Consider the following 25,786-nt stretch of genomic DNA (forward strand, 5'->3'; position numbering starts at 1 on the left):
ATAGTTTTGTATCTGAAATCTATGAATAGCAAGCGGTATTAGCTCACTTTATATGTGTGAGCGGTAGTCTTAGCCCAGCTCGGCCATCAGCTCTATTTCCACGCAGCAGCCCAGGGGGATCTGGGCCACGCCGAAGGCGCTGCGGGCGTGCTTGCCGGCTTCACCGAAGACTTCGCCCAGCAGTTCGCTGCAGCCGTTGGTGACCAGATGCTGCTCGGTATAGCTGGTGCTGGAGTTGACCAGGCTCATGACCTTGACGATGCGCTTGACACGATTCAGATCGCCGCCGCAGGCATGCTGCAGCGTGCCCATCAGATCCACGGCCACGGCGCGGGCTGCCTGCTTGCCTTCTTCGGTTGTCATGTTCTCGCCCAGCTTGCCGACCCAGGGCTGGCCGTTTTGCTTGGCGATATGGCCGCTGAGGAACACCAGATTGCCGGTCTGCATATAGGGCAGGTAGGCGGCTGCAGGCATGGCCACTTCGGGCAGCGAGATGTTCAGGGCTTTGAGTTTTTCATAGACGCTCATGACGGCTCCAAAAAGTGCGAGGCTAAGGATCGACAAGTTTGACACAGCAGCGGGGCCGGGCATGGATTGCCTTGGCACAGCGGCCATAGCTTTTGAATTGATAGCTGCTCGCGCAATGAGAGCAAATGTTTGGTGCTGTTTTGGTGTTCTAGACAGGGCAGGGATAGTCGCAATGCTGTGCCTGGGCGCTCCCTCCTAGCATGGCAGCATGCCGCTCCATCAGACTCCAAGCTCTCAGCGTCACCGCCCGTCGTGGCTGGCGCCGCTCTGGGGCTGTGTGCTGGGTGCTGCCTGGCAGGTGACTCAGGCCAGGCTGTGGCATCTGTCGCTCTACCAGCTCTTGCTGGCTGGGGGCTTGCTGACAATGCTGTTTGCATGCAGATGGCGTGGCAGGCCCTGGCAGAGCTGGTGGCTGATGCTGTGGGGCGCTGCCTGCTGTGTGGCGGGGCTGACGGGGTGGCGCGCCCACGCCTATCTGGAGCAGACCCTGCCACAGGCGCAGGAGGCGGTGGACTTGCAGGTGGAGGGTCGCATTGCTTCCATGCTGCAGAACCAGGCCAACGGTCAGCGCTGGCGTTTTGTGGTCGATAGCTCGGATGCCGGCGTGCCAAGGCTGCTGGAGCTGTCCTGGTATGGCCCGTTCGGGCAGGTGCCGGATGCCAGTCAGCCTCTCGTGCCTGACTGGGCCAAAGGCGTGGCGCTCAGTCCCGGCCAGCGCTGGCGTTTCACGGTACGCATCAAGCGCCCGCATGGCTCGCGCAATCCGCACGGCTTTGACTACGAGCTGCTGGCCTGGGAGCAAGGAGTGCAGGCCACGGGTTATGTGCGCCAGCAGCCCGCGCCCGAACTCCTGGCCGTGACAAACCAATATCCGTTGCAGCGCTGGCGACAGGGCTTGCGCGATCGCATTCAGGGCGAGGCATTGCGCTTGCAGCGCTGGTGGCCAGGTGGCGGCGCAGAGCATGCTCAGGCCGCCCTGGGCGTGGTGGCAGCGCTGGCCGTGGGCGATCAGCAGGCGATTGAGCGCAAGGACTGGACCCTGTTCCGCCAGACGGGCGTGGCGCATCTGATGAGCATATCGGGCCTGCACATCACCATGTTTGCCTGGCTGGCCTTCTTGATCGTGGGCCGTGCATGGAGGCTCAGTGCGCCCGCTTGTCGTTGGATGCCTGCCCCGCGCGCGGCCCTGGCCGTGGGCGTGGTGCTGGCGGCGGCCTATGCCTTGTTCAGCGGCTGGGGTCTGCCCGCGCAGCGCACGATCTGCATGCTGGCCGTAGTGGCGCTGCTTCAATGGCTGGGCGTGCGCTGGCCCTGGGCCTGTGTATGGCTGCTGGCACTGGCGGTGATTGTGGTGGCCGACCCCTGGGCGTTGTGGCAGGCTGGGTTCTGGCTCAGTTTTGTCGCCGTCGGCGTATTGCTTGCTTCCAATTCAGTGGCGGATAGCGCCGAAGCTGCAAGCGCAAAAAGACGATTTCTTGCAAGAGTGAAGGAGTTGTGGCGCGAGCAGTGGCTGATCTCGCTGGCCTTGGCGCCACTGGGGCTGCTGCTGTTTGGTCAGGTGTCCGTCGTGGGCCTGCTGGCCAATCTGCTGGCCATTCCCTGGGTCACATTGGTGGTCACGCCGCTGGCCTTGCTGGCTGCGGTGCTGCCCATGGCGGCAAGCGCTGCCGCCGTCGCCATGCTGCCCTTGATGAGCCTGCTGCAGTGGCTGGCTGCGCTGCCCGGAGCCGTATGGGCCTTGCCGCAGCCTGCCTGGTGGGCCAGTGTGCTGGCGATAGCCGCCGGACTGCTGGTGATTGCGCCTTTGCCGGGCCGGCTGCGGCTGGTGGCCGCGCTGTTGGCGCTGCCTGCCTTGTTCTGGCCTCAGGCCTGGCCGCGTGTCGGCGAGTTCGAGCTGCTGGCGGCGGATATCGGCCAGGGCAATGCCGTCATCATCAGCACAGCCAGGCACCGTCTGCTCTATGACGCAGGGCCGCAGTACAGCCGCCAGAGCGATGCCGGTGAGCGTGTGCTCTTGCCGCTGATGGCTGCGAATGGCATGCAGATGGATGCCATGATGCTCAGCCACAGTGACAAGGATCACACCGGCGGGGCTTTGGCCGTCAAGGCGGCTCAGCCTCGCGCGAAAGTCTGGGGCTCGGACTCGGTGATTCAAGCTGCGCAACTGGCTGGCCTGGCTGCGGTTCAGCGCTGTACACAGGGACAGCACTGGCAATGGGATGGCGTGACGTTTGAGGTGCTGCATCCGCCCGCCGCAGAGGCCTGGCTCAACGGACGCAAGGCCAGGCCGAACTTTGGCAGTTGCGTGTTGCGCCTGCGTTCGGCCAGCGGGCGCGTGGCCCTGCTGGCCGGAGATATCGAGGCGGCGCAGGAGCGGCAACTGCTGCAAACCAGTCTGGACGAGCCGGTGGACTGGCTGCTGGTGCCTCACCATGGCAGCAAGACGTCATCGACCGAGTCCTGGGTCAGCACGCTGCGCCCGCGCTGGGCGGTGGTGCAGGCGGGTTATCGGAATCGTTTTGGACATCCGGTGACAGCGGTGGTGCAGCGCTATCTGGCGGCGGGCAGCCAGCTGGTGGCTCAGGATCGCTGCGGCGCAGCCTACTGGAGCTCTGCTCAACCGGAAAAATTGGAATGCGAGCGCTTGATTCGGGCGCATTATTGGGACGTCCATGCGGTCTCCAGGCAGCAGCCCTGAGAAACACGCATGGGGCTTGCCGTGATGCTGTACCGCCTTCAGGCGGATGCAGATATGGATGGTTGCACGCTCGTGGCCTGACAGATAGATTGCCTTGCCTTGCCTTGCCTTGCCTTGCCTTGCCTTGCCTTGCCGTGGCGGCTTTCGCTGCGTCAGGCGCAGCTACCTTGCTTGGCGTTCATGTCTGAACAACGTATAAGTGCCCATGCAGGGTTGCCTGTGACAGACTGAAATTGTCGGTTCGAAAAATTCCCATCTGACCTGTTTGCGCTCAAAGCATCATGCCTGGCGTTTGGCTTGTGTATGCGCCGCTGCCTCCTGGAGATTGATGCCATGTCGCGATTGTTTATTGCCCTGTCCCTGAGCCTGTGTTTCACACACGCTGTGGCTGCCGCCGATCTGGAGGCTTTGTTCAATCAGGAGCGCTATGGCGAGTTTTTGCCAAAGGCTCACAGCGCTGCGGCCACAGGGGACGCGCAAGCCTTGTTCCTGCTCGGCAAGGCCTATCACCTTGGGCAAGGTGTAGACAAGAGCGAGGCGCTCGCCAAAAGCTATTACGAAAAAGCACGCGCCGCAGGCTCCGCGCGCGCCAGCCACAATCTTGGCGCTGTGCTCATGAGTGAAAAGCGCTCTGTCGAGGCCATTCCTTTGTTCGAAGAGGCGTTGCAGCGGGGTTTGCTGATGCCGACACTGTTCAATCTGGGCAAGGCATACAGCCCTAGCGATCGCGACTATGAGGTGCAGCGCCATGGCGGGGTTGTCAGGGCCGAGCGAGCAGGAGACTACTTTGTCCAGGCTTATGAGCAGGATGCGAACATCACCTCGCTCATGGAAGCCTCGCGCAATTATCTGCAGGCATATTTGGCGCTGCGCAATAACCACTTCAGCGTTCCCACAGAAGACGCGCGTGAGCGGCTGCGGGGCAAGGCATTGGCAGGGTTGAAGAAGGGCATGGCTCTCGACAACGCGCAGGCATGGAGCAACTATGGCGTGATGCTGCTGGAGGAGCGGGATTTCAACGGTGCCCGACAGGCTTTGCAGCAAGGTGCAGAGCGGAAGGTGGCGGTGGCGCACTACCATCTGGCGCGCATGGCTGCCAAAGGTTTAGGGCTGCCTGATGTGGACCGCCGGGCAGAAGCGTATCACTACGAGCAAGCCGCTTTGCTGGGGTTGAAGGAGGCTGCCCGACCAGCCATTAGTCGCCTTGTGGAAGTGCTTCGATACGAGACGGATTTGGCCGCACTCGAAGACGGTGCAGGCAGGCTGCGGGTGTTGCAGGCTGCTGACGGCGATGGCTTACGGGCTGACTCCGTCTTGTCTCGTCTGGAGTGGGGGCGTTTTCTGCAGAGCCAGCGCGAGCAGGCCAAGGCCTTGCCCGATAAGCCGCTGTACCTGCAAGCCTGTGGCCTGGGTCTGAGCCAGCTGTATGGCGGCACTTACAACCTTGGCTCTAACACTTCGTGGCGATTGCAGGTGCACCGTTCACTGGAAAAACCAGAGCGTCTTCCCATCGAAGGGCATGTCGATGAAGACGGTTGTGCCACGCTTGCCGAGCCTTTGCCGCAGCGTATTCGAGCAAGCCTGAGTGATGGAGCAGTCCTGGCTCTTGCCTTTCCGAACTTCACCTTGCCACTGGCCATGAAGGAGGCCGATGACCGCTTGCGGCTCGACATGCAAGCCATAGGGCTGCCGATTCCCTCGTTTTAGTTGGGCGCCGAATCCGGTGCCATTGGTGCGGTTTTTTGCGCCCAGCGCAGCCGCAGGTGACCGTTGTTCGGTCAGGCCATTATTCGGTCAGGCCATTATTCGGTCACGCTATTGCAGCCGCTTGGGGCAGGGTGTGACGGCGATGCTTTGCCGTGACCACAAGCGCAGTCAACGTGGTCAGCACGCCCACACCTGCGGCGCTGCTAGAGCCCTGAATCTGTGCTGTGCGAGCGTGCCATAGCCCCGAGTACTGCTCGCCAACTGCGCCTTGGCGCGGGGCTGCATTGCTACACTGATCGACACATGAAGTGCATGAATGGCCTGTGTTTTTGAGGAGGGCGGGTCAATGGGCCTGATTCTTGCTTAACAACTGACAATCCATTCGCAGGAGGCGTGCAAGTATGCAGAAATTCGATGAAATGTACGCAATGCTGCCCTATGAGGGCAGCGATGTACGGGCCCACTACAAGGTCTATGCTCAATGGCTGGCGCACCAGCCGCACGCCACCATGCAAGCCCGCATGGCGGAAGCCGAGATGATCTTTCGGCGCGTGGGCATCACCTTTGCCGTCTATGGCGACAAGGACGAGAGCGGCGCCGGTACGGAACGCCTGATTCCGTTCGATTTGATCCCCCGCATCATTGCGGCCCATGAGTGGGCCAGCATGCAGGCGGGTCTGGCCCAGCGCGTGAAGGCGCTCAACTGCTTTATCCGCGATGCCTACCATGGGCAGGACATGGTGCGTGCCGGCCTGATTCCGACGGAGCTGGTGCGCGGCAACAGCCAGTACCGGCCCGAGATGGAGGGCATTCAGGTGCCCAACGATGTCTACGCCAATATCGCCGGCATAGACATCGTGCGTGCGCCCGATGAGCAGGGCAACGGCGTCTACTACGTGCTGGAGGACAATCTGCGCGTGCCATCGGGTGTTTCCTACATGCTGGAAAACCGCCGCATGACCATGCGCCTGTTCCCCGAGCTTTTCGGCAAGCATGCCGTGGCACCCGTGGCCCACTATCCCGACATGCTGCTCGACACTTTGCGTGCCAGCGCGCCCTCGGGCGTGCTGGAGCCCACGGTGGTGGTGCTGACTCCGGGCATGTACAACAGTGCCTATTTCGAGCATGCCTTCCTGGCCCAGCAAATGGGGGTGGAGCTGGTCGAAGGCCAGGATCTGGTGGTCGAGAAAGACGTGGTCTATATGCGCACCACCCAGGGTTTGCAGCGTGTGGACGTGATCTACCGCCGTGTGGACGATGATTTCCTCGACCCCGAAGTCTTCAGGCCCACATCGACGCTGGGCTGCAAGGGCCTGATGCGGGCCTACCGTGCAGGCAACGTCAATATCTGCAATGCCGTGGGCACGGGCCTGGCCGATGACAAATCGGTGTACCCCTATGTGCCGGAGATGATCCGCTTCTATCTGGGTGAGGAGCCCATCCTGCAGAACGTGCCGACCTGGCTGTGCCGAAAGGAGGACGACCTCCAATACGTGCTCGAGCACCTGCATGAGCTGGTCGTCAAGGAGGTGCACGGTGCAGGCGGCTACGGCATGCTGATCGGGCCGGCCGCGACCAAGGCCGAGATCGAGGCCTTCCGCCGCGTGCTGGTCGGCAACCCTTCGGGCTATATCGCGCAGCCCACGCTCTCCCTGTCCACCTGCCCGACCATGGTGGAAAAAGGCATAGCGCCGCGCCATATCGACCTGCGGCCCTTTGTGCTCACGGGCACCGAGGTCAACATGGTGGCCGGTGGACTCACGCGTGTGGCGCTCAAGCAGGGATCGCTGGTGGTGAATTCATCCCAGGGCGGCGGAACCAAGGACACCTGGGTGCTGGAAGATCAAGAGGGAGGCCATTGATGCTGTCACGTACCGCAGATCATCTTTACCGGATGTCACGCTACACCGAGCGGGCAGAAACAAAGGCTGCAAGCATTTTTTCACCAGAATACGGCGCGCGCGTTCAGCGCGTGCGGGGTTCTCTGCCCAAGGAGGGCCTATGCTGAGCCGAACCGCCGACCATTTGTACTGGATGTCACGCTACACCGAGCGGGCAGAGAACACCGCGCGCATGCTCAGCGTGGCCTATGAAACCGCCATGCTGCCGCAGGCCATCCACGATGCCCATCGTGGCTGGCAGAGCGTGCTGTCCATCAGCGAGCTGATCCCGGCCTTCAAGGCGCAGTTTCCGGTGGTGGACCGCGACTCGGTGCTGCAGTTCATGGTCTCGGACGAGGCCAATCCGTCCTCCATCTTTGCCTGCCTCAAGGCGGCGCGCGAGAACGCGCGTGCCGTGCGCGGAGCGCTGACCACGGAATCCTGGGAAACGCAGAACCAGACCTGGCTGGCGCTGCAGCGCCACTTCGGCAAGGATGCCTGGAAGAAGGATCCGGCGCAGTTCTTCGAATGGGTCAAATACCGCTCGCACCTGTGGCGCGGCGTGTCGCTGGGCACCATGCTCAAGGACGAGGCGCTGCACTTTGTGCGCCTGGGTACTTTTGTCGAGCGGGCTGACAACACGGCACGCCTGCTCGATGTGAAGTTCCACTCCATAGAGCGCGACTACCACGGCATGCCGCGCGGTCGCGCCCTGATGAACTTCGACTTCTATCACTGGAGCGCCTTGCTGCGCAGCGTCTCGGCCTTCGAGGTCTACCGCAAGGTCTACCGCGATGTGATCACGCCCGAGCGCGTGGCCGAGCTGCTGATGCTGCGCGCCGACATGCCGCGCTCGCTGCTGGCCAGCATGCATGAGGTGGTCAAGAACCTGGAGCGCGTGGCCAACGACCATTCGCAGGAAACCACGCGTAAGGCCGGGCGCCTGCTGGCCGATCTGCAGTACGGCCGCATCGACGAGATCCTGACCACCGGTCTGCACGCCTATCTGACGCAGTTTCTCGACCGCGTCAACGATCTGGGCTCCGGCATCAGCCGGGACTTCCTGATGCCGACCTGAGACAGGCGGCGCTCAAAGCAAAAGCGGCCCTGAGGCCGCTTTTGTATTTCGACGCGAAGCTGGACTTACTCGATCTCGCCCATCAGCGACTGCAGATAGTTCTGCGTGCCGACCTTGTCGATCAGGTCGAGCTGGGTTTCGAGGAAGTCGATGTGCTCTTCGGTGTCGTCCAGGATCTTCTGCAGCAGATCGCGCGAAACATAGTCGCGCACGGATTCGCAGTGCGCGATGCCGTCCTTGATGGTTTGCTGTGCGGCCTGCTCCAGGCGCAGGTCGCAGGCCAGGGCTTCCGGCACGTCCTCGCCGATCTGCAGCTTGCCCAGGTCCTGCAGATTGGGCAGGCCGTCAAGCATGAAGATGCGGTCCATCAGCGCGTCGGCATGCTTCATCTCGCCGATGGATTCCTCGTATTCCTTCTTGGCCAGCTTGTCGAAGCCCCAGTGCTTGTACATGCGGTAATGCACAAAGTACTGGTTGATGGCGGTCAGTTCGTTCTTGAGCTGGGCTTGCAGCCAGGAAATGACTTGTGCATCACCTTTCATGGGGGGGACTCCTTCTCGGGCAGTTGTTGTTCGAGCCGATTGTCCATGCTTTATGAGGCAAATCAAACAAAGCCCATGCCCGCCCGAATTGGCTGCATCTGATGCGCGTTCTCGTTTAGCTTTGGGGTTCGCTGCCCAGCTTTGACGCAGTGATGACAACAAAAGCTATGAGCGCGATTGAAGGACTATTGGCTGGAACTACCTGGTTTCGGCCCACAATAGAAAGCTGAGCTGCACAGCGCTGCGGCTTGACTTCAGAAGCCGGGAATCTGGTTTGATAGGTTTTTTAAATCAATTTAATGAAATCAATTGATTGGTTTTATTAAGTGGGCCGCTCTAAACTTCATCCTGTCTTCAAACACTAACCACAAGGAAACAGCAAATGTCTCTGATCAACACTCAAGTTCAACCTTTCAAGACCGAAGCCTATGTGAACCGCAACGGCAAGGGTGAGTTCATCACCGTGACTGAAGAGAGCCTGAAGGGCAAGTGGTCTGTGGTGATCTTCATGCCCGCCGCCTTCACCTTCAACTGCCCCACCGAAATCGAAGACGCCGCCAACAACTACGCCGAGTTCCAGAAGGCCGGTGCCGAGGTCTACATCGTGACCACCGACACCCACTTCTCGCACAAGGTGTGGCACGAAACTTCCGACGCCGTGGGCAAGGCCCATTTCCCCCTGGTTGGCGACCCCACACACCAGCTGACCAACGCTTTCGGCGTGCACATCCCCGAAGAAGGTCTGGCTCTGCGCGGTACCTTCGTGATCAACCCCGAAGGCGTGATCAAGACCATGGAAGTGCATTCCAACGAAATCGCTCGTGACGTGTCCGAGACCCTGCGCAAGCTCAAGGCTGCCCAGTTCACCGCCGCCAACCCCGGCCAGGTGTGCCCCGCCAAGTGGAAGGAAGGCGCCAGCACGATCACTCCTTCGCTGGATCTGGTCGGCAAGATCTAAGCCTGATACCTGTCGGCTGAGCGTGCAAGCGCTCTGAAAGCCGGACGACGTTCAGGCGAGTTCTGCCCGTCCGTCCGGCTTTTTTTCGCCCAGTTTTTGCTTTCATGGGCGGGCAAAGGCCTCAAAAGCACTTTGCTGCATTGCATCAACAACTCTAAATTCAAAGGAATCCACCATGCTTGACGATCAACTCAAAGCCCAACTCGCCGCCTACCTGGAACGCGTGCAGCAGCCGTTTGAGCTGGTGGCTTCTCTGGATGACAGCGAGACCAGTGCCCAGATGCACGATCTGCTGAAAACCATCCAGTCTCTGCGCAGCGACAAGATTTCCCTGCGCACCGACGGCAGCGATGCCCGCAAGCCCTCGTTCACGCTGCAGCGTCAGGGCTCGGCCACCCAGCTGCGTTTTGCGGGTCTGCCCCTGGGCCATGAATTCACCTCGCTGGTGCTGGCCCTGCTGTGGACGGGTGGCCACCCTCCCAAGGTGGAGCAGGACGTGATCGAGCAGATCAAGGCGCTCGATGGCGACTTCAACTTCGAGGTCTATATGAGCCTGAGCTGCCACAACTGCCCCGATGTGGTTCAGGCACTGTCACTGATGGCCATTCTCAACCCCAAGGTCAAGACCACGGTGATCGAGGGCGGCGCCTTCCAGAAGGAAGTGAGTGAGCGCGAAATCATGGCCGTGCCCATGGTGTTCATGAACGGCAGCGTGTTCGGCTCCGGTCGCATGACCATCGAAGAAATCGTGGCCAAGCTGGACACCGGCGCTGCCTCGCGTGACGCGGCCAAGCTGTCGGCCAAGGAAGCTTTTGACGTGCTAATCATCGGCGGAGGCCCCGCCGGCGCGGCAGCCGCCGTGTATGCGGCTCGCAAGGGCATTCGCACCGGCGTGGCGGCAGAGCGCTTTGGCGGTCAGGTCAACGACACGCTGGCGATCGAGAACTACATCTCCGTGCTGGAGACCGACGGACCCAAGTTCGCTGCGGCCCTGGAAGCCCACACCCGGGCCTATGACGTGGACATCATGAACCTGCAGCGCGCAGAGAAGCTGATTCCCGCTGCGCAGCCCGGCGGTCTGGTGGAAGTGCAAATGGCCAACGGCGGCTCGCTCAAGGCCAAGACCGTGATCCTGTCCACGGGTGCGCGCTGGCGCAATGTGAACGTGCCCGGCGAAGCTGAGTACAAGAACAAGGGCGTGGCCTACTGCCCGCACTGCGACGGCCCGCTGTTCAAGGGCAAGCGCGTGTCGGTGATCGGTGGCGGCAACTCCGGCATCGAAGCTGCGATCGACCTGGCGGGTCTGGTGTCCCATGTGACAGTGGTGGAGTTCGCCGATCAGCTCAAGGCCGATGCCGTGCTGGTCAGGAAGCTGCACAGCCTGCCCAATGTGACCGTCATCACCAACGCCCAGACCACGGAGATCACGGGGGCCAACGGCAAGGTCAACGGCCTGAGCTACAAGGACCGTACAAGCGGTGACGTGCACCATGTGGAGCTCGAAGGTGTGTTTGTGCAGATCGGCCTGGTGCCGAACACCGAATGGCTTAAGGGCACACTGGAGCTGAGCAAGTTCGGCGAAATCATTGTGGATGCCAAGGGGCAGACCAATCTGCCCGGGGTGTTCGCCGCCGGTGACTGCACCACGGTGCCTTACAAGCAGATCGTGATTGCTGCCGGCGCCGGTGCCACTGCAGCCTTGTCGGCCTTCGATCATCTGATCCGCAACTAAACGGCCTTCATCGCTTGCAGGGCAGGCGATGAAAGCTATCAAAAAAAGGACTGCCCGGGCAGTCCTTTTTGCTTTTGAACGGCCGCGAAGAGGGCGCTGTCGCTGCCAGGATCGTCACGGGGCTTTGTGGCGTTCAGTGCACCGGGTTTGGGGCTTAACAGCCCTTGAAAACAGCCGTTGAAAACAGGCCACAGTGCAAGCCGCAGCCTTGCGTCGGCACGCAATTCCCGGTTGGTAACGAAGTTATTTGCAGTTGAGAATTATTCGCATATACTGAGCGCCATTCAGCCAGCCAATGCCGTGCCAGCTACAGGCCGCGAAGCCTCTGACGTTTCGACCTGTGGCCATTGACGTACCCATCAGAAGCCAGCTCTTGTCCATTTCTATGAATAAAGAGGGTTTCTGGTATGGCTTCCGCCACCGCTTTGCACGCCCGCGCCTCGCTGGCGCCACGCTCCAATCTCCGTCCGCTGGCGCTGGCGCTGGCCTGCGCACTGGCCTGCGCCGCCATCTCGGCCCAGGCCCAGCAGCAATATTCCGAATCCGTCCAGGTCGCGGCGGCCCGTGCCGACCGCAGCACGCCCGTGCTGCGCGATGTGGTCATCAGTGCCTCGCGCGACGAGCAGGACGCCGACAGCCTGCCCATGACGGTGGACGTCATCGATGCCAGGCAGATGGAGGAGGAGCAGATCGGCGACATCCGCGAGCTTGCAGCCAAGCTGCCCAATGTGACCGTGCCGCGCAGTCCGGCGCGGTTCACACTGGCCGGCTCTGCTACCGGGCGTGACCAGAACAGCGGCTTCAATATCCGTGGCCTCGAAGGCAACCGCGTGCTGATGCTGGTCGATGGCGTGCGCCTGCCGCGCAGCTATGCCTTCAGCGCCAACTCCTTTGGCCGTGACTATCTGGATCTGGGTCTGGTGCAACGCGTGGAGATTCTGCGCGGTGCCGTGCCCGCGCTCTATGGCTCGGACGGCATGGGCGGCCTGGTCAATTTCATCACCGTGCAGCCCGACGATCTGCTCAAGGACGGCAAGTCCATCGGCGGCCGTGTCTCGGCCAGCTATGACGGCTCGGACAATGGCAAGCGCGTGGGTGCCACGATTGCAGGGCGCGCCAGCCCCGAGTGGAGCTGGCTGGTGTCGGCCGGCATGGGCCGCTCCAGCGCGCTGGAAAACATGGGCAGCAACAATGTGGTGGGTGCGTTGCGCACCACGCCCAATCCTGAAAAGGACAAGAGCCATTCGCTGCTGGGGCGTCTGGTCTACACGCCGTCTGCCGTGCAAAAGCATGTGTTCACGCTGGAAAACGTGGACAAGCGCGCGGACTACGATTTGCTCAGCGCACGCACGGCCACGGTGACGGATTCGCGGGCGCAAACCACCATGAAGCGCTGGCGTGCCAGCTGGCAAGGTGAGTGGCGTGAGCTGAATACGGCACTGGCCGACGAGCTCAAGCTGATGGCCAGCTACCAGAGTTCGGACTCGCGCGAGTTCGTGACCGAAACCCGCACCCCGCCTCTGGCCTATCGCGAGCGTGATGTGACCTATGACGAGGACGCGCTGCAGCTGCACGCCCAGGCCGGCAAGACGCTGCGCTGGGGCAATGGCCTCAGCGGCAAGTTCAGCTATGGCGTGGACTATCTGCGCGGCAAGGTGGTCAACGAGCAAAACGGCATCACGCCACCGGCAGGCGAGAGCTTTCCGCTCAAGCGCTTCCCCGACACAACGGAAACCTCGACGGCGCTGTTTGCCCAGGCCGAGCTGCACTATGGCGCGTTCAGCCTGACGCCCGGATTGCGGGCCGAGCACTACAGCATCAAGCCCAAGCAGCAAGGGTTTGGCGGCACAGCGGTCAGCAACTCCGACTCCGCCGTCTCCCCCAAGCTGGGCGCCATGTTCCAGATGAACGATGCCTGGTCGGTTTACGGCAACTATGCCGCCGGCTTCAGAGCGCCGAATGCGGGGCAGATCAATGCCTTCTTCGAGAACCCGTTTGCGTTCTACAAGAGCATTCCCAATCCCGATCTCAAGGCGGAAAAAAGCAATACCTTCGAGCTGGGACTGCGCGGTCGCATGAATGCGCTGCGTCTGGATGCGGCAGTCTTCACGGGCCGCTACAAGGACTTCATCCAGGATCAGGTGACGGTTTCCGGCGCATTTGGTGACCGCAACAACCCGGCTGTCATCCAGTCCGTCAACCTGAATCGCGTGCATATCAGCGGCTTCGAGCTCAAGGCCGACTACGACTGGGGCCGGTTTGCGGGAGGCAACTGGCGCACCAACGCTGCCTATGGCTATACCAAGGGCACGGACAAGAGCACCAACAAGCCGGTGGACACCATCTCGCCACAGCAGTTGGTGCTGGGCGTGCGCTATGACAGATCCACCGTTGGCGTGCAGCTCAGTGCCTCGCACTGGGCGGGCAAAAAAGACAAGGATGCGCCCGATCTTTCCTCCGGCCGCCCCTTCCTCAGCCCATCCGCGACGGTACTGGATCTGAGTGCGCAATGGCGCATCCGCCCCGGCACGCGTCTGAATGTGGGCATCTACAACCTGACCGACAAAAAGTATTCGCGCTGGGCGGATGTACGTGGCTTGAGCCGCACGACGCAGATTGCCGATGCCTATACCCAGCCGGGCCGCAATGTGCGTGTGTCCCTGGTTCAGGACTTCTGATTTGGTAGCTGAAAGCGCTTGTTTGATAAGCGCTTGAGATCTGTTTGACTCAAAAACTGCGGGAGTGAGCCATGTCTGTTTATGAGAACACCGCCAATGCCCAGAGTGCCTCTGGCAGCCGCGATGAGGAATATCTGCTGACCGAGGGCGAAGCCCAGCTGGCTACGGTGCTGGCGTTGATGACCGGTTTCAGCCAGGGCTGCTGTGCGGCGCACCGCGCGCCCATGGCCCTGAGGGTATCGGCGCAGCTGGCGCGCATGGCCGAAGGCCTGGACGGCTGTGAGCGCTCCGAGGACATGCGCCACTTTCTGCAAAAGCTGGAGCAGCGCTGGGCCACCGTGGCCCAGGTGCTGGCCCAGCCTGAGCAAGAGCCCGAAGCCCAGGCTTCGGCTCCCCGCTTGGGCGACGAATTTTCCAACCCACAACCACACTGGCATCACAGCCCGGAGACCCTGCAATGAACGCCATCACCTCCCCCGAAATCCAGACCATGACCGCGGTGCAAATCCGTGAGCAATTCGCGCAAAAGCGCGAGCAAGGCCTGCGAGCCAAAGATGCGGCCGAGGCGCTGCAACTGAGCGAAGGCGCGGTCATCGCGGCCCATGGCGGCGAGCATGAACGCTCGCTGCAGGCGCTGCCGCTGCGCGCCGAATGGCTGGACATTCTTAAAGCCCTGCAAGCCTGCGGCCCGGTGATGGCGCTCACGCGCAACGAATCCACCGTGCATGAAAAGGACGGCATCTATCAGAACCTGTCAGCCCAGGGCCCGGTGGGTCTGGCGCTGAGCCGCGAGATCGATCTGCGCCTGTTCTTCATGCACTGGCACGCCGGCTTTGCCGTGACCGAGGAGTCCGCCAACGGCAACCGCCCCGCCATGCGCAGCCTGCAGTTCTATGACGCGGCCGGCCGTGCCGTGCACAAGGTGTTCGCACGTGAGGCCACCGATATGGCGGCCTGGAATGCGCTGGTCGAGCGCTTTGCCGAGCCGTCGGCAGGCTATGTGTTCCGCGAGCCTGCGGCCAAGCCTGCCCTCAAGGCCGACGCCGAGATCGACGTGCCCGCGCTGAGCCAGGCCTGGAGCGATATGAAGGACACGCATGAGTTCTTCGAGATGCTGCGCAGGTTCGGAGCCGAGCGCCAGCAGGCCTTCCGTCTGGTGCCTCAGTACTGCGAGCGCCTGAGCACCGACGCAGTCGCGCAGCTGCTGGGCGATGCGGCGGTGGACGGCGTCTCCATCATGGTGTTTGTGGGCAGCAGCGGCTGCATCCAGATCCACTCCGGCCCCGTGAGCAATATCCAGCCCATGGACGGCAAGGACGGCGTGCGCTGGATCAATGTGCTGGACAAGGGTTTCAACCTGCATCTGCGCACCGACCTGATCGCCAATGTCTGGGTGGTGCAAAAGCCCACCAGCGATGGCGTGGTGACCTCGGTCGAGGCCTTTGATGCCGAAGGCAACAACATGGCCATGTTCTTTGGCGAGCGCAAGCCCGGCCATCCCGAGCTGCAAGGCTGGCGCGACCTGGTGGCCGGCCTGCCGCGCAAGGCAGCAGTGGCGGAGGCCGCATGAGCACGGCCCGCATTTCCCGGCGCCAGGGTCTGCATTGGCTGGGTGCGGCTGTGGCGGGCACGGCCTTGCCGGCCCTGGCCCAGACCGCCGCTTCCGCGTCTGGAGCGAAACGGCTGGTGTCTCTCAGTGGCGCATTGACCGAGGTGGTCTATCTGCTCAATGCCCAGGGCCTGCTGGTGGGCACGGACACCACCAGCCTGTTCCCCGAGGCGGCGCAAAAAACCGCCAAGGTCGGCTATGTGCGCCAGCTCTCGGCCGAAGGCCTGCTCTCGCTCAAGCCCGATGCGGTGATCGCAACCAGCGAGGCCGGCCCGCCCGTGGTGCTCGATCAGATCCGTCAGGCAGGCGTACGCGTATCGCTGGTTGCGGCCAGGCACAACTGGGCCGAGGTGCAGGAAAAGGTCAAGGTCGTGGGACGCGAGACAGGTCGCTCTAGCGAGGCCGACAAGCTGCTGGCCCAGCTCGATGCGCAGTGGAGCAGCGTGCAGGCCCAGGTGGCCAAGGCCCAGCGCAAGCCGCGCGTGCTGTTTGTGCTCTCGCACAGCGGCAGTCCGCAGGTGGCGGGCAAGGGCACGGCAGCCAATGCGCTGATCCGGTACGCGGGCTGTGTCAATGTCATCGACCAGTTCGACGGCTACAAGCCCCTGACCGCCGAGGCCATGGCCAGCGCCGCGCCCGAGGTCATCATCAACACCACCCAGGGCATCGAAGCCCTGGGCGGCGAGGCCGCCTTCTGGAAGCGGCCCGAGCTGGCACTGACGCCCGCCTACGCCAAGAAGGCGCTGGTGACGCTGGAAGCCAGCCACCTGCTGGGCTTTGGGCCGCGCCTGCCCAGCGCTGTGCAGGCGCTGCATATGCGCGCACTGCAGTGGGTGGCCTGAGCATGAGCGCAAGCATGGGGAGCGTGGCACCAAAGCCAGCAGTCGAGCGGCCTGTCGCATCGCGCTGGCGCACTCCTGCTGGACGGCTCAGCCGCAGCGCAGCCCTGTTGCTGGGGGCGGCTCTGGTGCTGCTGGCCATGGTGTGGGGAAGTGCCAGTGGGGCCTATGCCATTGCACCGGGACAGTTGCCAGGGATTGTCTGGGACGGGCTTCGCAGTCTTTTTGGTGGTGCCGTGGACAGCGGTCCCGAGCATCTGGTCTTTCTCAATATCCGCCTGCCGCGCCTGCTCATGGGCGTGGCTGCGGGTGCGGGACTGGGGCTGGCCGGCGCATTGATGCAGGGGCTGTTTCGCAATCCGCTGGCGGACCCCGGGCTGATTGGCGTCAGCAGCGGCGCGGCCCTGGCTGCAGGCACCACCATCGTGCTGGGCGGCCTGTATCTGCCCTGGCTACCGCGTCATCTGGGCAGCTGGGCCCTGGTGGCCATGGCTTTTGGCGGCGGCCTTGTCGTGACCGCCGTGGTCTATGTACTGGGCCAGGTCCAGGGCACGACCCGCATTGGCCTGATGCTGCTGGCCGGCATTGCCATCAATGCGCTGGCCGGTGCCGGACTGGGTTTTTTGAGCTTTGTATCGACGGATGAGCAACTGCGCAACCTGCAGATGTGGCTGCTGGGCAGCCTGGGCGCCTCGCGCTGGAGTGCGCTGGCCCTGGTGTCGGCGGCCGTGGCCGTCAGCGCGGCGGCAGCGCTGGCGCTGGCTAGGCCGCTGAATGCGATCGCTCTTGGCGAGGCCCAGGCCAATTTGCTGGGCGTGGCCGTGGAGAAGACCAAGCGCCGCGCCGTGATGGTGGCGGCGCTGGCCGTGGGGGCCGTGACCGCGACCACGGGCATCATCGGCTTCATCGGCCTGGTCGCGCCGCACTGGGTGCGGCTGATGGCAGGGCCTGACCATCGCGTGGTGCTGCCGGGCTCGGCCCTGCTGGGCGCGGCGCTGGTGGTCAGCGCCGATGCCGTGGCGCGCACCATTGCCAAGCCGGCCGAGCTGCCGCTGGGGGTGCTCACCGCGTTTATCGGCGTGCCGCTTTTTCTGGCCATGCTGCGCCAGTTCAGGAGCAAGGTATGAGTGCGCACCAAGGGCTGTCCAGCCTCGAATGCCGCAATCTGGGTGTCGGCGTAGCCAAGGGACCGCGCCTAGCGACGGTGGATGTGCGGATTGCGGCCGGGCGCTTTACCGCCATTCTCGGCCCCAATGGCGCCGGCAAATCCACGCTGATGTCCATGCTGGTGGGCGAGCGCGCGCCGCAGTCGGGGCAGGTTCTGCTCGACGGGCTGGAGCTGTCCGGGCATGCGGTGGAAGGGCTTGCGCGCCGTCGCTCCGTCATGCCCCAGGATTGCAGCGTGGCCTTTGACTTCACGGCCCAGGAGGTGGTGGAGCTGGGGCGTTATCCGCATCGTCACCAGCCAGCCGCCGGGGAAGCGCAAATTCTGGCGCAGGCCATGGCGCTGACCGGGGTCGGTCATCTGGCGCAGCGCAGCATCAACACGCTGTCGGGCGGGGAGCGGGCTCGCACCCATCTGGCCCGGGCACTGGCGCAGATCTGGCCAGATGGGCGCGCGCCCGCCGACGGCGCGGCGCGCTGGCTGCTGCTGGACGAACCCACCGCCGCTCTCGATCTGGCCCATCAGCACCATGCCATGCGTCTGCTGCGCCAGTGGGCCGCTCAGCAGGGCGCGGGTGTGGTGGCGGTGATCCATGATCTGAACCTGGCGCTGCGCTATGCCGACGATGTGCTGGTGCTGGGCGGTGATGCCGGAGTGCATCACGGTGCGGTGCTGGATGTGCTGCAACCGGCGCTGGTGCGGCAGGTCTGGGGCATGCAGTGCGACCCGGTGCGCAGCAGCGACGGCGCGCTGCAATATATTTTTGTAGCTGATACCGCTTTACCTGCTTGAAATTTCAGCAGATTGAATTGAATTATGAAGCCAGTCATGCGCAGGCTGCTTCATATTCAATAGCTAATGACCTAGCTGTCACTGGCTGTCAATGCGTATGCACGGTCAGCGCAACCAGCTTGAGCACCAGCGGCCGCACCATCATCACGCAGAAAAATGCCACCGGCATGGCCAGCGCATAGGCGCTGAACACGCGACGGACATAGCCGCTGTCAAAGCCGGTATTGGCCGCCACGATGGTGCAGCACATCAGAAACGCCATGATGCCGGCCATGAAAAACGCAAAGACAAATGGCGTGTAACGCCGGTGCAGCTTCAGCGTCGAAAGTCTGGATGGGGAAGAGCTGGTGGAGGAGTTCATGAAAGCGATGCCGGAAATGCATGGCGCGTCGCTGCGGCGGGAGTGGGCCTGCCAGCGGTTCGGGCCGAATGCAAGGATGGGAAACAGGGCTGAACTGTAGGCAGGGTCAGCGGGCTGCGGTAGAGGCCCGGGACTTGTTGCACTCATAAGCAGAACTTTCGAATGCAATTGGGGATACATTCTCAGTCATGCCGAATCTGCGAGCCATAGAAACCTTTGTCAAAGCGCTGGAGGGAGGCTCTATCGCCTCGGCCGCGCGCCAGCTGGGCATATCGCCCGCCGCAGCCAGCCAGAACCTCGCACGGCTGGAGCGTGAACTGGGCACGCGCCTGATCACCCGCACCACCCGCTCCATGGCCTTGACCGAGGCCGGCGAGCGCTATCTGGCGCGCGTCGCTCCGGTGCTCGACGAGCTCGAAAAAGCCCAGTCCGATCTCTCGCTGATTCATGGAGAGCTGCAAGGCAGATTGCGCATTGCCTGCATGGCCGCGTTCGGCCGCCATGTGCTGGCGCCGCTGCTGCCCGCGTTTACCGCGCTGCATCCGCGGCTGGAGCTGGAGCTGTTGATCACGGACCGGCATGTGGACGTGCTCAAGGAGGATGTGGACATCAGCGTGCGCTACCGCGATGTGCTGGAGCCCGGCATGTCGGTGCGGCTGCTGGCCTCGATGCCGCGCATTCTGTGTGCCTCGCCCCAGTATCTGCAGCAGCACGGCCGACCGCAGACGGCGCAGGAGCTGCTGGGGCATGCCTGTCTGCTGTACCGGCGCGAGCGCGACGGCCGGCTCATGCGCTGGCCGTTTCAACGTGACGGGCAAAGAGCCGATCCGCCCCAGCGCATTGCGCTGATTGGCAGTGATATCGACGCACTGGTGGAATATGCGGTCGCGGGCGGCGGCATTACCTGGGCGGGTGACTTTATCGTGCACGAACATGTGCGCGACGGGCGGCTGGTGCCGCTGAGCCTCAAGCCGGGGCGCAAAGGCCAGCTGCAGTTTGCCGATGAGCCGCTGGACTTTTTTGCCTGCTTCAGAGACCGTCAGTATGTGCCCGCCAAGGTCAGGGCACTGGTGGACTATCTTGTTGAGGCATTACCGCAGCGGTGGTGAACTTCACCGTCTGGGTAGTAGCGGCAGCTCTTGAAACCGACGCAGCTCAAATGAGAGACACCGAGGAAGGGCCGCCCGCACCGAGGGTGTCGTCCCCCTCGGGGGAAGCGGCAAAGCCGCTCAGGGGGCTCAATGCCCCAGATGCTGCGGCAGCACTTCCTGCAAGATGGTGGTGGCAATCTCTTCGATCGACTTGGTGGTGCTGGACAGCCACTGGATGCCGCTTCTGCGCATCATGGCCTCGGCCTCGGCCACCTCGTAGCGGCAGTTGGGCAGGCTGGCGTACTTGGAGTCGGGACGGCGTTCGTTGCGGATGCTGGACAGGCGCTCGGGCTGAATCGTCAGGCCAAACAGCTTTTTGCGGTAGGGCTCCAGCGCGGGCGGCAACTGCTTGCGCTCGAAGTCCTCGGGAATCAGCGGGTAGTTGGCCACCTTGAGGCCGAACTGCATGGCCAGGTACAGACTGGTAGGCGTCTTGCCCGAGCGGCTCACGCCCACCAGGATCACGTCGGCGCCGCTCAGGTCGGCATGGGTCTGGCCGTCATCGTGAGCCAGCGTGTAGTTGATGGCCTCCATGCGCTCCAGATATTCCTTGCTCTCGCTGATGTCGGCAAAGCGGCCCACGCGGTGCAGCGACTTCTGGCCCAGCTCCACTTCCAGCGGGCGCACAAAGGTGCCGAACATGTCGAACAGCTTGCCCTTGCAGTTGGCTTCAAGGAATTCCAGCATCTCCTGATTGACCAGGGTGGTGAAGATGATGGGCTTTCTCTTCTCCACCTCGGCCACATGGTTGATCTGGCGCACGGCCTGATGAATTTTGTCCATCGAGTCCACAAAGGGGATGCGAATCAGCCTCGGCTTGCTCTCGAACTGGGCCATGATGGCCGTGCCAAAGGTCTCGGCCGTGATGCCTGTGCCGTCAGAAATGACAAAAATCGTATGGGTATGCATGGTGCGCGCAGTGATTAGGTGGAGGCGGGGCCGGCAATGCCATGCCCTGAAGTCTGAAACAGGTTTGAGCCGCGCCAGGGTTCATGGCTAGGCCTACAATTGCGCCCATTATTCCCAAATTCCACCCATGCTCGTTGACGGTCAACATCCAGAACAGCAAAGCACTGCATCGATGCAGCGTGGGTTCGCGTGCCCTGGCCATTCAGCCCAGTCGCCGCAAGCGTGCCGGTTTTTTACCTTTGGAGCTTTCCCATGTCTCAACTCTTCGAAGCGACCGCATTAGTCGTTCCGTTCGAAAAACTGCGCATGACCGACGTCGAGTCGGTCGGCGGCAAGAACGCCTCGCTCGGCGAAATGATCTCGCAACTGCCCCAGGGCGTGCGCGTGCCCACCGGCTTTGCCACCACGGCTCATGCCTTCCGCGAATTCCTGGCCTTTGAAGGTCTGGCTGGCAAGATCTCGGCCAAGCTGGCCGCTCTGGACGTGGACGATGTCCGCGCCCTGGCCGCTGTGGGTGCGGAAATCCGCGCCATGGTGGAAAGCCAGCCTTTCCCCGCCGATCTGGAGCAGGCCATCCGTGAAGAATTTGTCCGCCTGCAAGGCGGCAATGCCGAGGCATCGTTTGCCGTGCGCTCTTCCGCCACTGCGGAAGATCTGCCCGATGCATCGTTTGCCGGCCAGCAGGAAACCTTCCTGAACGTGGTGGGCATTGAAGACGTGCTGCACAAGATGAAGGAAGTGTTCGCGTCGCTGTACAACGACCGCGCCATCTCCTACCGCGTGCACAAGGGCTTCGAGCACGATGTGGTGGCTCTGTCCGCCGGCGTGCAGCGCATGGTGCGCTCCGACAAGGGCGCTGCCGGCGTGATGTTCACCATCGACACAGAATCCGGTTTCGAGGAAGTGGTCTTCATCACCTCCAGCTACGGCCTGGGCGAGACCGTGGTGCAGGGCGCCGTGAACCCCGACGAGTTCTATGTGCACAAGCCCATGCTCAAGGCTGGCAACAAGGCGCTGATCCGCCGCAATCTGGGCTCCAAGCTGATCCAGATGATCTTTGCCACGCCCGAGGAAAAGGCTGCCGACGGCAAGCTGGTCAAGACCGTGGATGTGGCCCATGAGCTGCGCAACCGCTATTCGCTGACTGACGAGGAAGTGCAGCAGCTGGCGCATTACGCTCTGGTGATCGAGCAGCATTACGGCCGCCCCATGGATATCGAATGGGGCAAGGACGGCACCGACGGCCAGCTCTACATCCTCCAGGCGCGCCCCGAAACCGTCAAGAGCCAGGCCAAGGGCCAGGCCGAGCTGCGCTACAAGCTCAAGGGCACGGGCACCGTGCTGGCCGAAGGCCGCGCCATCGGCCAGAAGATCGGCACCGGCCCCGTGCGCCTGGTGTCCGACATCTCGCAGATGGATCAGGTGCAGGCCGGCGACGTGCTGGTGACCGACATGACCGACCCCAACTGGGAGCCCGTCATGAAGAAGGCTTCGGCCATCGTCACCAACCGTGGCGGCCGTACCTGCCACGCAGCCATCATTGCTCGCGAGCTGGGCATCCCTGCCGTCGTGGGCTGCGGCAATGCGACCGATCTGCTCAAGGCCGAAACCCTGGTCACCGTGTCCTGCGCGGAAGGCGATACCGGCAAGATCTACGACGGTCTGCTGGAAACCGAAGTGACCGAGGTCAAGCGTGGCGAGATGCCCAGCATCTCCACCAAGATCATGATGAACGTGGGCAATCCCCAGCTGGCTTTTGACTTTGCCCAGCTGCCCAATGAGGGCGTGGGTCTGGCCCGCCTGGAATTCATCATCAACAACAACATCGGCGTGCACCCCAAGGCCATCCTGGACTACCCCGCCGTTGACGCCGATCTGAAGAAGGCTGTCGAGTCCGTGGCCCGAGGCCATGCCTCGCCCCGCGCGTTCTACGTGGACAAGGTGACCGAAGGCGTGGCAACGATTGCCGCCGCTTTCTGGCCCAAGCCCGTGATCGTGCGCATGTCCGACTTCAAGTCCAACGAGTACCGCAAGCTGATCGGCGGCAGCCGTTACGAACCCGAGGAAGAGAACCCCATGCTGGGCTTCCGCGGTGCCGCGCGTTACATCTCGGCCGAGTTCGGTGAAGCCTTCAAGATGGAATGCGAAGCCCTGCGCCGCGTGCGCGAGGACATGGGTCTGACCAATGTCAAGATCATGATTCCCTTCGTACGTACCCTGGGCCAGGCCAAGCGCGTGACCGAGCTGCTGGCCGAGAACGGCCTCAAGCGTGGTGAAAACGGCCTGCAGCTGATCATGATGTGCGAAGTGCCCTCCAACGCCGTGCTGGCCGAAGAGTTCCTCGAGTACTTCGACGGTTTCTCTATAGGCTCCAACGACCTGACCCAGCTGACCCTGGGCCTGGACCGCGACTCCGGTCTGGAGCTGCTGGCCGTTGATTTCGACGAGCGCGACCCCGCTGTCAAGAAGCTGCTGGTTCATGCCATCAAGGCCTGCCGCGATCAGGACAAGTATGTGGGTATCTGCGGCCAAGGCCCTTCGGACCACCCCGACTTTGCCAAGTGGCTGGCCGACGAAGGCATCTCGTCCATCTCCCTGAACCCTGACAGCGTGGTCTCCACCTGGCAGAAGCTGGCTGAATAAGCCTTGCGCATCGGCATGCAGACGCATCACGCGCCCGTGCATGACGATGCTGCGCCGGATGCTCCGCGACAGGCATTCGATGCGTTGGGCAATCCGGTGGAAGTCACCTTCCCGCCGGATCTGCACGATACCTACCACCTGAGACTCAAGGCCTTGCTGCTGACGGTCTGGGTGGTATTTTCATTTGGCATCTGCTACTTCGCGCGGGATATCCAGGAGCTGGTGCCCGACTGGCCCGTGGCCTACTGGATGGCGGCCCAAGGGGCAGTCCTGATGTTCCTGCTCATCATCGTGGTCTATTGTGTGGCCATGGATTATTTCGAACGCCAACAGGCGCGTGACGAGGCGCGCAAAGCGGCTGAGGCTCACGATGCCTCCTCTGCCGCTTCCGATCTTCATGCCTGAGCGGCCCGTTCTGAGCCGTGCCTACCACTGGCGGCTGCATCGCATTCTTTTTCTCTATGTGCTGGGCACGGCGGGCTTTTTGCTGACCATGCTCTGGGCCGAGGAGCGCGGGCTTTCGCGGCACTGGATAGGGCCCATCTTCCTGTTCTCCACAGTGATGGTGTACGCGGCCATCGGTGTGTATTCGCGCACCAGCGATGCCGAGGAGTATTTCGTCGCCGGCCGGCGCATTCCGCCTTTCTACAACGGCATGGCGGCGGCTGCCGACTGGATGAGCGCAGCCTCGTTCATCAGCCTCTCCGGCGCGCTTTATCTGCAAGGCTTTTCGGGAACCGGCACACAGCCCGGCGGGCTGGCCTATGTCCTGGGGTGGACGGGAGGGTTCTGCCTGGTCGGCATGCTGATTGCCCCCTATCTGCGGGCCATGAATCTCTATACCGTGCCAGATTTCTTCCAGGCGCGCTATGGGGGACGCTGGCCGCGCATCATTGCTGCGCTGGCAGGCATTACCTGCTCCTTCACTTATGTGGTGGCGCAGATCTATGGCGTGGGCCTGATTGCCGCACGGCTGACCGGTGTTCAGTTCGAGATCGGCATCATGCTGGGGTTGGGTGGCGTGCTGCTGTGCTCGTTCCTGGGTGGAATGCGGGCGATCACCTGGACTCAGGTGGCACAATATGTGGTGATCCTGCTGGCCTTCATGCTGCCGGTTTCCTGGCTGGCCTACAAACAGCTGGGCAACCCCTGGGCGCAGCTGGCCTATAGCCAGCAATTGGGCAAGATTGGTGCCATGGAGCAGCAGCTGCTGTCCTCGGAGGCTGAGCAGTCTGTGCTGGAGGCCTACCGCACCCGGGCCCAGGTGCTGCAGGCCAAGCTGCGCGATGTGCCCAATGTGCTGGCGGCTGAACGTCAGGCGCTGAGCGAGCATATCCGCGAACTGCGCACCAGCAGCGGCAATATCGGTGCCATCATGACCGCCAGCCGGGAACTGGCCGCCATGCCCAAGGACGAGGTGGCGGCACGCGAGCTCTGGAGCCGCGAGCTGCACGAGGCCTATGAGCGGGCCAAGCCGCTGGGCGGCATGCCGCTGCAAAGCCAGCCTTTCGCGGGCGATCCGCATGGCTCGCCGGCCGAGCAGAAAGCCTATGAGGAAAGTCGGCGCAATTTTCTGGCGCTGATGTTTTGCTTGATGGTCGGCACTGCCGGGCTGCCGCACTTGCTCACGCGCTATTTCACGGTTCCCTCGGTGTCGGCGGCGCGTACCTCGGTGGCCTGGTCGCTGTTCTTTATCGGCCTGCTGTATCTTGGCGCACCGGCCTTGGCCGTGCTGGTGAAGTACGAGGTCATGAGCAATCTCGTGGGCACGCATTTCGATGCCTTGCCGAACTGGATTGCGCAGTGGTCAAGGGTGGACGCCTCGCTGCTGTCGGTGGAGGATATCAACGGCGATGGCATCTTGCAGTTTGCCGAAATCCGCATGGGGGCCGACCTCATCATGCTGGCCACTCCAGAACTCGGCGGCATGCCTTATGTGCTCTCCGGGCTGGTGGCTGCTGGCGGGCTGGCGGCGGCCCTGTCCACGGCCGACGGCCTGCTGCTGACCATCAGCAATGCCTTGGTGCGTGACCTCTATTTTCAGGAGCGGCGGCGCCTGGATACGCGCAAGCGGCGTGTCTCGCCCGAACAGCGCGTGATTCTCTCCAAGTTCGCATTGCTGCTGGTGGCCCTGTCGGCGGCATTTGTGGCGGCGCGGCGCTCTTCGGACATTCTTCCCATGGTCTCGGCCTCCTTCTCTCTGGCGGGCTCGGCTTTTGTGCCAGCCATGGTGCTGGGCATCTTCTGGCGTGGCACCACGCGCCGTGGTGCGGTGGCCGGCATGCTGCTGGGCCTGGCCGTGACGGTGTACTACATGCTCTCTCATGTGCCGGGGCTGCAGGGCGTGCTGCCCTCGGCACTGCGCGGCGAGGCACTCTGGTGGGGCATTCAGCCCATCTCGGCCGGAGTGTTTGGCGTGCCGGTGGGCTTGGTCACCACATTGCTCGTGAGCTGGTGGGAGCAGCGGCGGGCGAGAGTTAAAAACTCTTGATTTGACGGCCTTCAGCGATTTCTGG

21 protein-coding genes are annotated in these 25,786 nt (G+C 62.7%); 17 read left to right on the forward strand and 4 right to left on the reverse strand.

Annotated features, from left to right (window positions below; translation table 11 throughout):
* Positions 1-69: 69 nt before the first annotated feature.
* On the reverse strand, positions 70-528 hold the full coding sequence (locus AC1RTQ_RS08140) for a RidA family protein (RefSeq protein WP_302091841.1): 459 nt from the start codon (positions 526-528) through the stop codon (positions 70-72).
* 208 nt (positions 529-736) lie between these two features.
* On the opposite strand from AC1RTQ_RS08140, the gene AC1RTQ_RS08145 reads away from it, so the two are divergent.
* From AC1RTQ_RS08145 to AC1RTQ_RS08165, 5 genes are all read left to right on the forward strand, one after another.
* Entirely contained in the window at positions 737-3,226 is a 2,490-nt protein-coding gene (locus tag AC1RTQ_RS08145) for a DNA internalization-related competence protein ComEC/Rec2 (RefSeq protein WP_492874945.1), read from the forward strand.
* Between the two features lie 333 nt (positions 3,227-3,559).
* On the forward strand, positions 3,560-4,933 hold the full coding sequence (locus AC1RTQ_RS08150) for an SEL1-like repeat protein (protein WP_492874946.1): 1,374 nt from the start codon (positions 3,560-3,562) through the stop codon (positions 4,931-4,933).
* A gap of 401 nt (positions 4,934-5,334) precedes the next feature.
* Positions 5,335-6,795, forward strand: a complete 1,461-nt coding sequence (locus AC1RTQ_RS08155; protein ID WP_302091838.1) for a circularly permuted type 2 ATP-grasp protein — start codon at positions 5,335-5,337, stop codon at positions 6,793-6,795.
* Entirely contained in the window at positions 6,795-6,941 is a 147-nt protein-coding gene (locus AC1RTQ_RS08160) for an alpha-E domain-containing protein (protein ID WP_492874947.1), read from the forward strand. Before AC1RTQ_RS08155 ends, AC1RTQ_RS08160 begins: the two co-directional genes overlap by 1 nt.
* The gene (locus tag AC1RTQ_RS08165) at positions 6,935-7,891 is read left to right on the forward strand and encodes an alpha-E domain-containing protein (protein WP_302091837.1); all 957 of its coding nucleotides are present in this window, start codon (positions 6,935-6,937) and stop codon (positions 7,889-7,891) included. Before AC1RTQ_RS08160 ends, AC1RTQ_RS08165 begins: the two co-directional genes overlap by 7 nt.
* Positions 7,892-7,956: 65 nt before the next feature.
* On the opposite strand, the gene bfr is transcribed toward AC1RTQ_RS08165, so the two are convergent.
* Entirely contained in the window at positions 7,957-8,433 is a 477-nt protein-coding gene (gene bfr, locus AC1RTQ_RS08170) for a bacterioferritin (RefSeq protein ID WP_003057652.1), read from the reverse strand.
* Between the two features lie 382 nt (positions 8,434-8,815).
* On the opposite strand from bfr, the gene ahpC reads away from it, so the two are divergent.
* The 8 genes from ahpC to AC1RTQ_RS08210 all read left to right on the forward strand — a co-directional run bounded on the left by ahpC (position 8,816) and on the right by AC1RTQ_RS08210 (position 18,206).
* The gene (gene ahpC, locus AC1RTQ_RS08175; protein ID WP_302091836.1) at positions 8,816-9,391 is read left to right on the forward strand and encodes an alkyl hydroperoxide reductase subunit C; all 576 of its coding nucleotides are present in this window, start codon (positions 8,816-8,818) and stop codon (positions 9,389-9,391) included.
* A 175-nt stretch (positions 9,392-9,566) separates the two neighbouring features.
* Complete coding sequence (gene ahpF, locus AC1RTQ_RS08180; RefSeq protein WP_492874948.1) at positions 9,567-11,123, forward strand: alkyl hydroperoxide reductase subunit F; 1,557 nt, start codon at positions 9,567-9,569, stop codon at positions 11,121-11,123.
* 407 nt (positions 11,124-11,530) lie between these two features.
* On the forward strand, positions 11,531-13,801 hold the full coding sequence (locus AC1RTQ_RS08185) for a TonB-dependent hemoglobin/transferrin/lactoferrin family receptor (protein WP_492874949.1): 2,271 nt from the start codon (positions 11,531-11,533) through the stop codon (positions 13,799-13,801).
* Between the two features lie 71 nt (positions 13,802-13,872).
* On the forward strand, positions 13,873-14,262 hold the full coding sequence (locus AC1RTQ_RS08190; protein ID WP_492874950.1) for a hypothetical protein: 390 nt from the start codon (positions 13,873-13,875) through the stop codon (positions 14,260-14,262).
* Entirely contained in the window at positions 14,259-15,371 is a 1,113-nt protein-coding gene (locus AC1RTQ_RS08195) for a hemin-degrading factor (protein WP_492874951.1), read from the forward strand. Before AC1RTQ_RS08190 ends, AC1RTQ_RS08195 begins: the two co-directional genes overlap by 4 nt.
* Positions 15,368-16,252, forward strand: coding sequence for a heme/hemin ABC transporter substrate-binding protein (locus tag AC1RTQ_RS08200; protein WP_492874952.1), 885 nt, complete (start codon positions 15,368-15,370; stop codon positions 16,250-16,252). The genes AC1RTQ_RS08195 and AC1RTQ_RS08200 overlap by 4 nt, the downstream gene beginning before the upstream one ends.
* 14 nt (positions 16,253-16,266) lie before the next feature.
* Entirely contained in the window at positions 16,267-17,376 is a 1,110-nt protein-coding gene (locus tag AC1RTQ_RS08205; RefSeq protein WP_492874982.1) for a FecCD family ABC transporter permease, read from the forward strand.
* Entirely contained in the window at positions 17,373-18,206 is an 834-nt protein-coding gene (locus tag AC1RTQ_RS08210) for a heme ABC transporter ATP-binding protein (RefSeq protein ID WP_492874953.1), read from the forward strand. Before AC1RTQ_RS08205 ends, AC1RTQ_RS08210 begins: the two co-directional genes overlap by 4 nt.
* 88 nt (positions 18,207-18,294) lie before the next feature.
* Here AC1RTQ_RS08210 and AC1RTQ_RS08215 read toward each other — a convergent pair whose 3' ends face one another.
* Positions 18,295-18,567, reverse strand: a complete 273-nt coding sequence (locus AC1RTQ_RS08215) for a DUF2798 domain-containing protein (RefSeq protein WP_053282249.1) — start codon at positions 18,565-18,567, stop codon at positions 18,295-18,297.
* A 188-nt stretch (positions 18,568-18,755) separates the two neighbouring features.
* On the opposite strand from AC1RTQ_RS08215, the gene AC1RTQ_RS08220 reads away from it, so the two are divergent.
* Complete coding sequence (locus AC1RTQ_RS08220; protein ID WP_492874954.1) at positions 18,756-19,676, forward strand: LysR family transcriptional regulator; 921 nt, start codon at positions 18,756-18,758, stop codon at positions 19,674-19,676.
* A gap of 129 nt (positions 19,677-19,805) precedes the next feature.
* Here the strand turns inward: AC1RTQ_RS08220 and ppsR are convergent, their stop codons facing one another.
* Complete coding sequence (gene ppsR / locus AC1RTQ_RS08225) at positions 19,806-20,627, reverse strand: posphoenolpyruvate synthetase regulatory kinase/phosphorylase PpsR (protein ID WP_302091828.1); 822 nt, start codon at positions 20,625-20,627, stop codon at positions 19,806-19,808.
* 252 nt (positions 20,628-20,879) lie between these two features.
* On the opposite strand from ppsR, the gene ppsA reads away from it, so the two are divergent.
* From ppsA to AC1RTQ_RS08240, 3 genes are read left to right on the forward strand one after another with little or no spacing between them, the layout of a single operon-like run.
* Positions 20,880-23,270: a phosphoenolpyruvate synthase gene (gene ppsA / locus AC1RTQ_RS08230; protein ID WP_304350384.1), complete on the forward strand. Its 2,391-nt coding sequence runs from the start codon at positions 20,880-20,882 to the stop codon at positions 23,268-23,270.
* 15 nt (positions 23,271-23,285) lie between these two features.
* On the forward strand, positions 23,286-23,675 hold the full coding sequence (locus AC1RTQ_RS08235; protein ID WP_302091826.1) for a DUF4212 domain-containing protein: 390 nt from the start codon (positions 23,286-23,288) through the stop codon (positions 23,673-23,675).
* Positions 23,668-25,761: a VC_2705 family sodium/solute symporter gene (locus AC1RTQ_RS08240; RefSeq protein ID WP_492874955.1), complete on the forward strand. Its 2,094-nt coding sequence runs from the start codon at positions 23,668-23,670 to the stop codon at positions 25,759-25,761. The genes AC1RTQ_RS08235 and AC1RTQ_RS08240 overlap by 8 nt, the downstream gene beginning before the upstream one ends.
* Positions 25,762-25,786 lie beyond the last annotated feature (25 nt).

The organism is Comamonas sp. GW821-FHT11H03 (assembly GCF_058807955.1).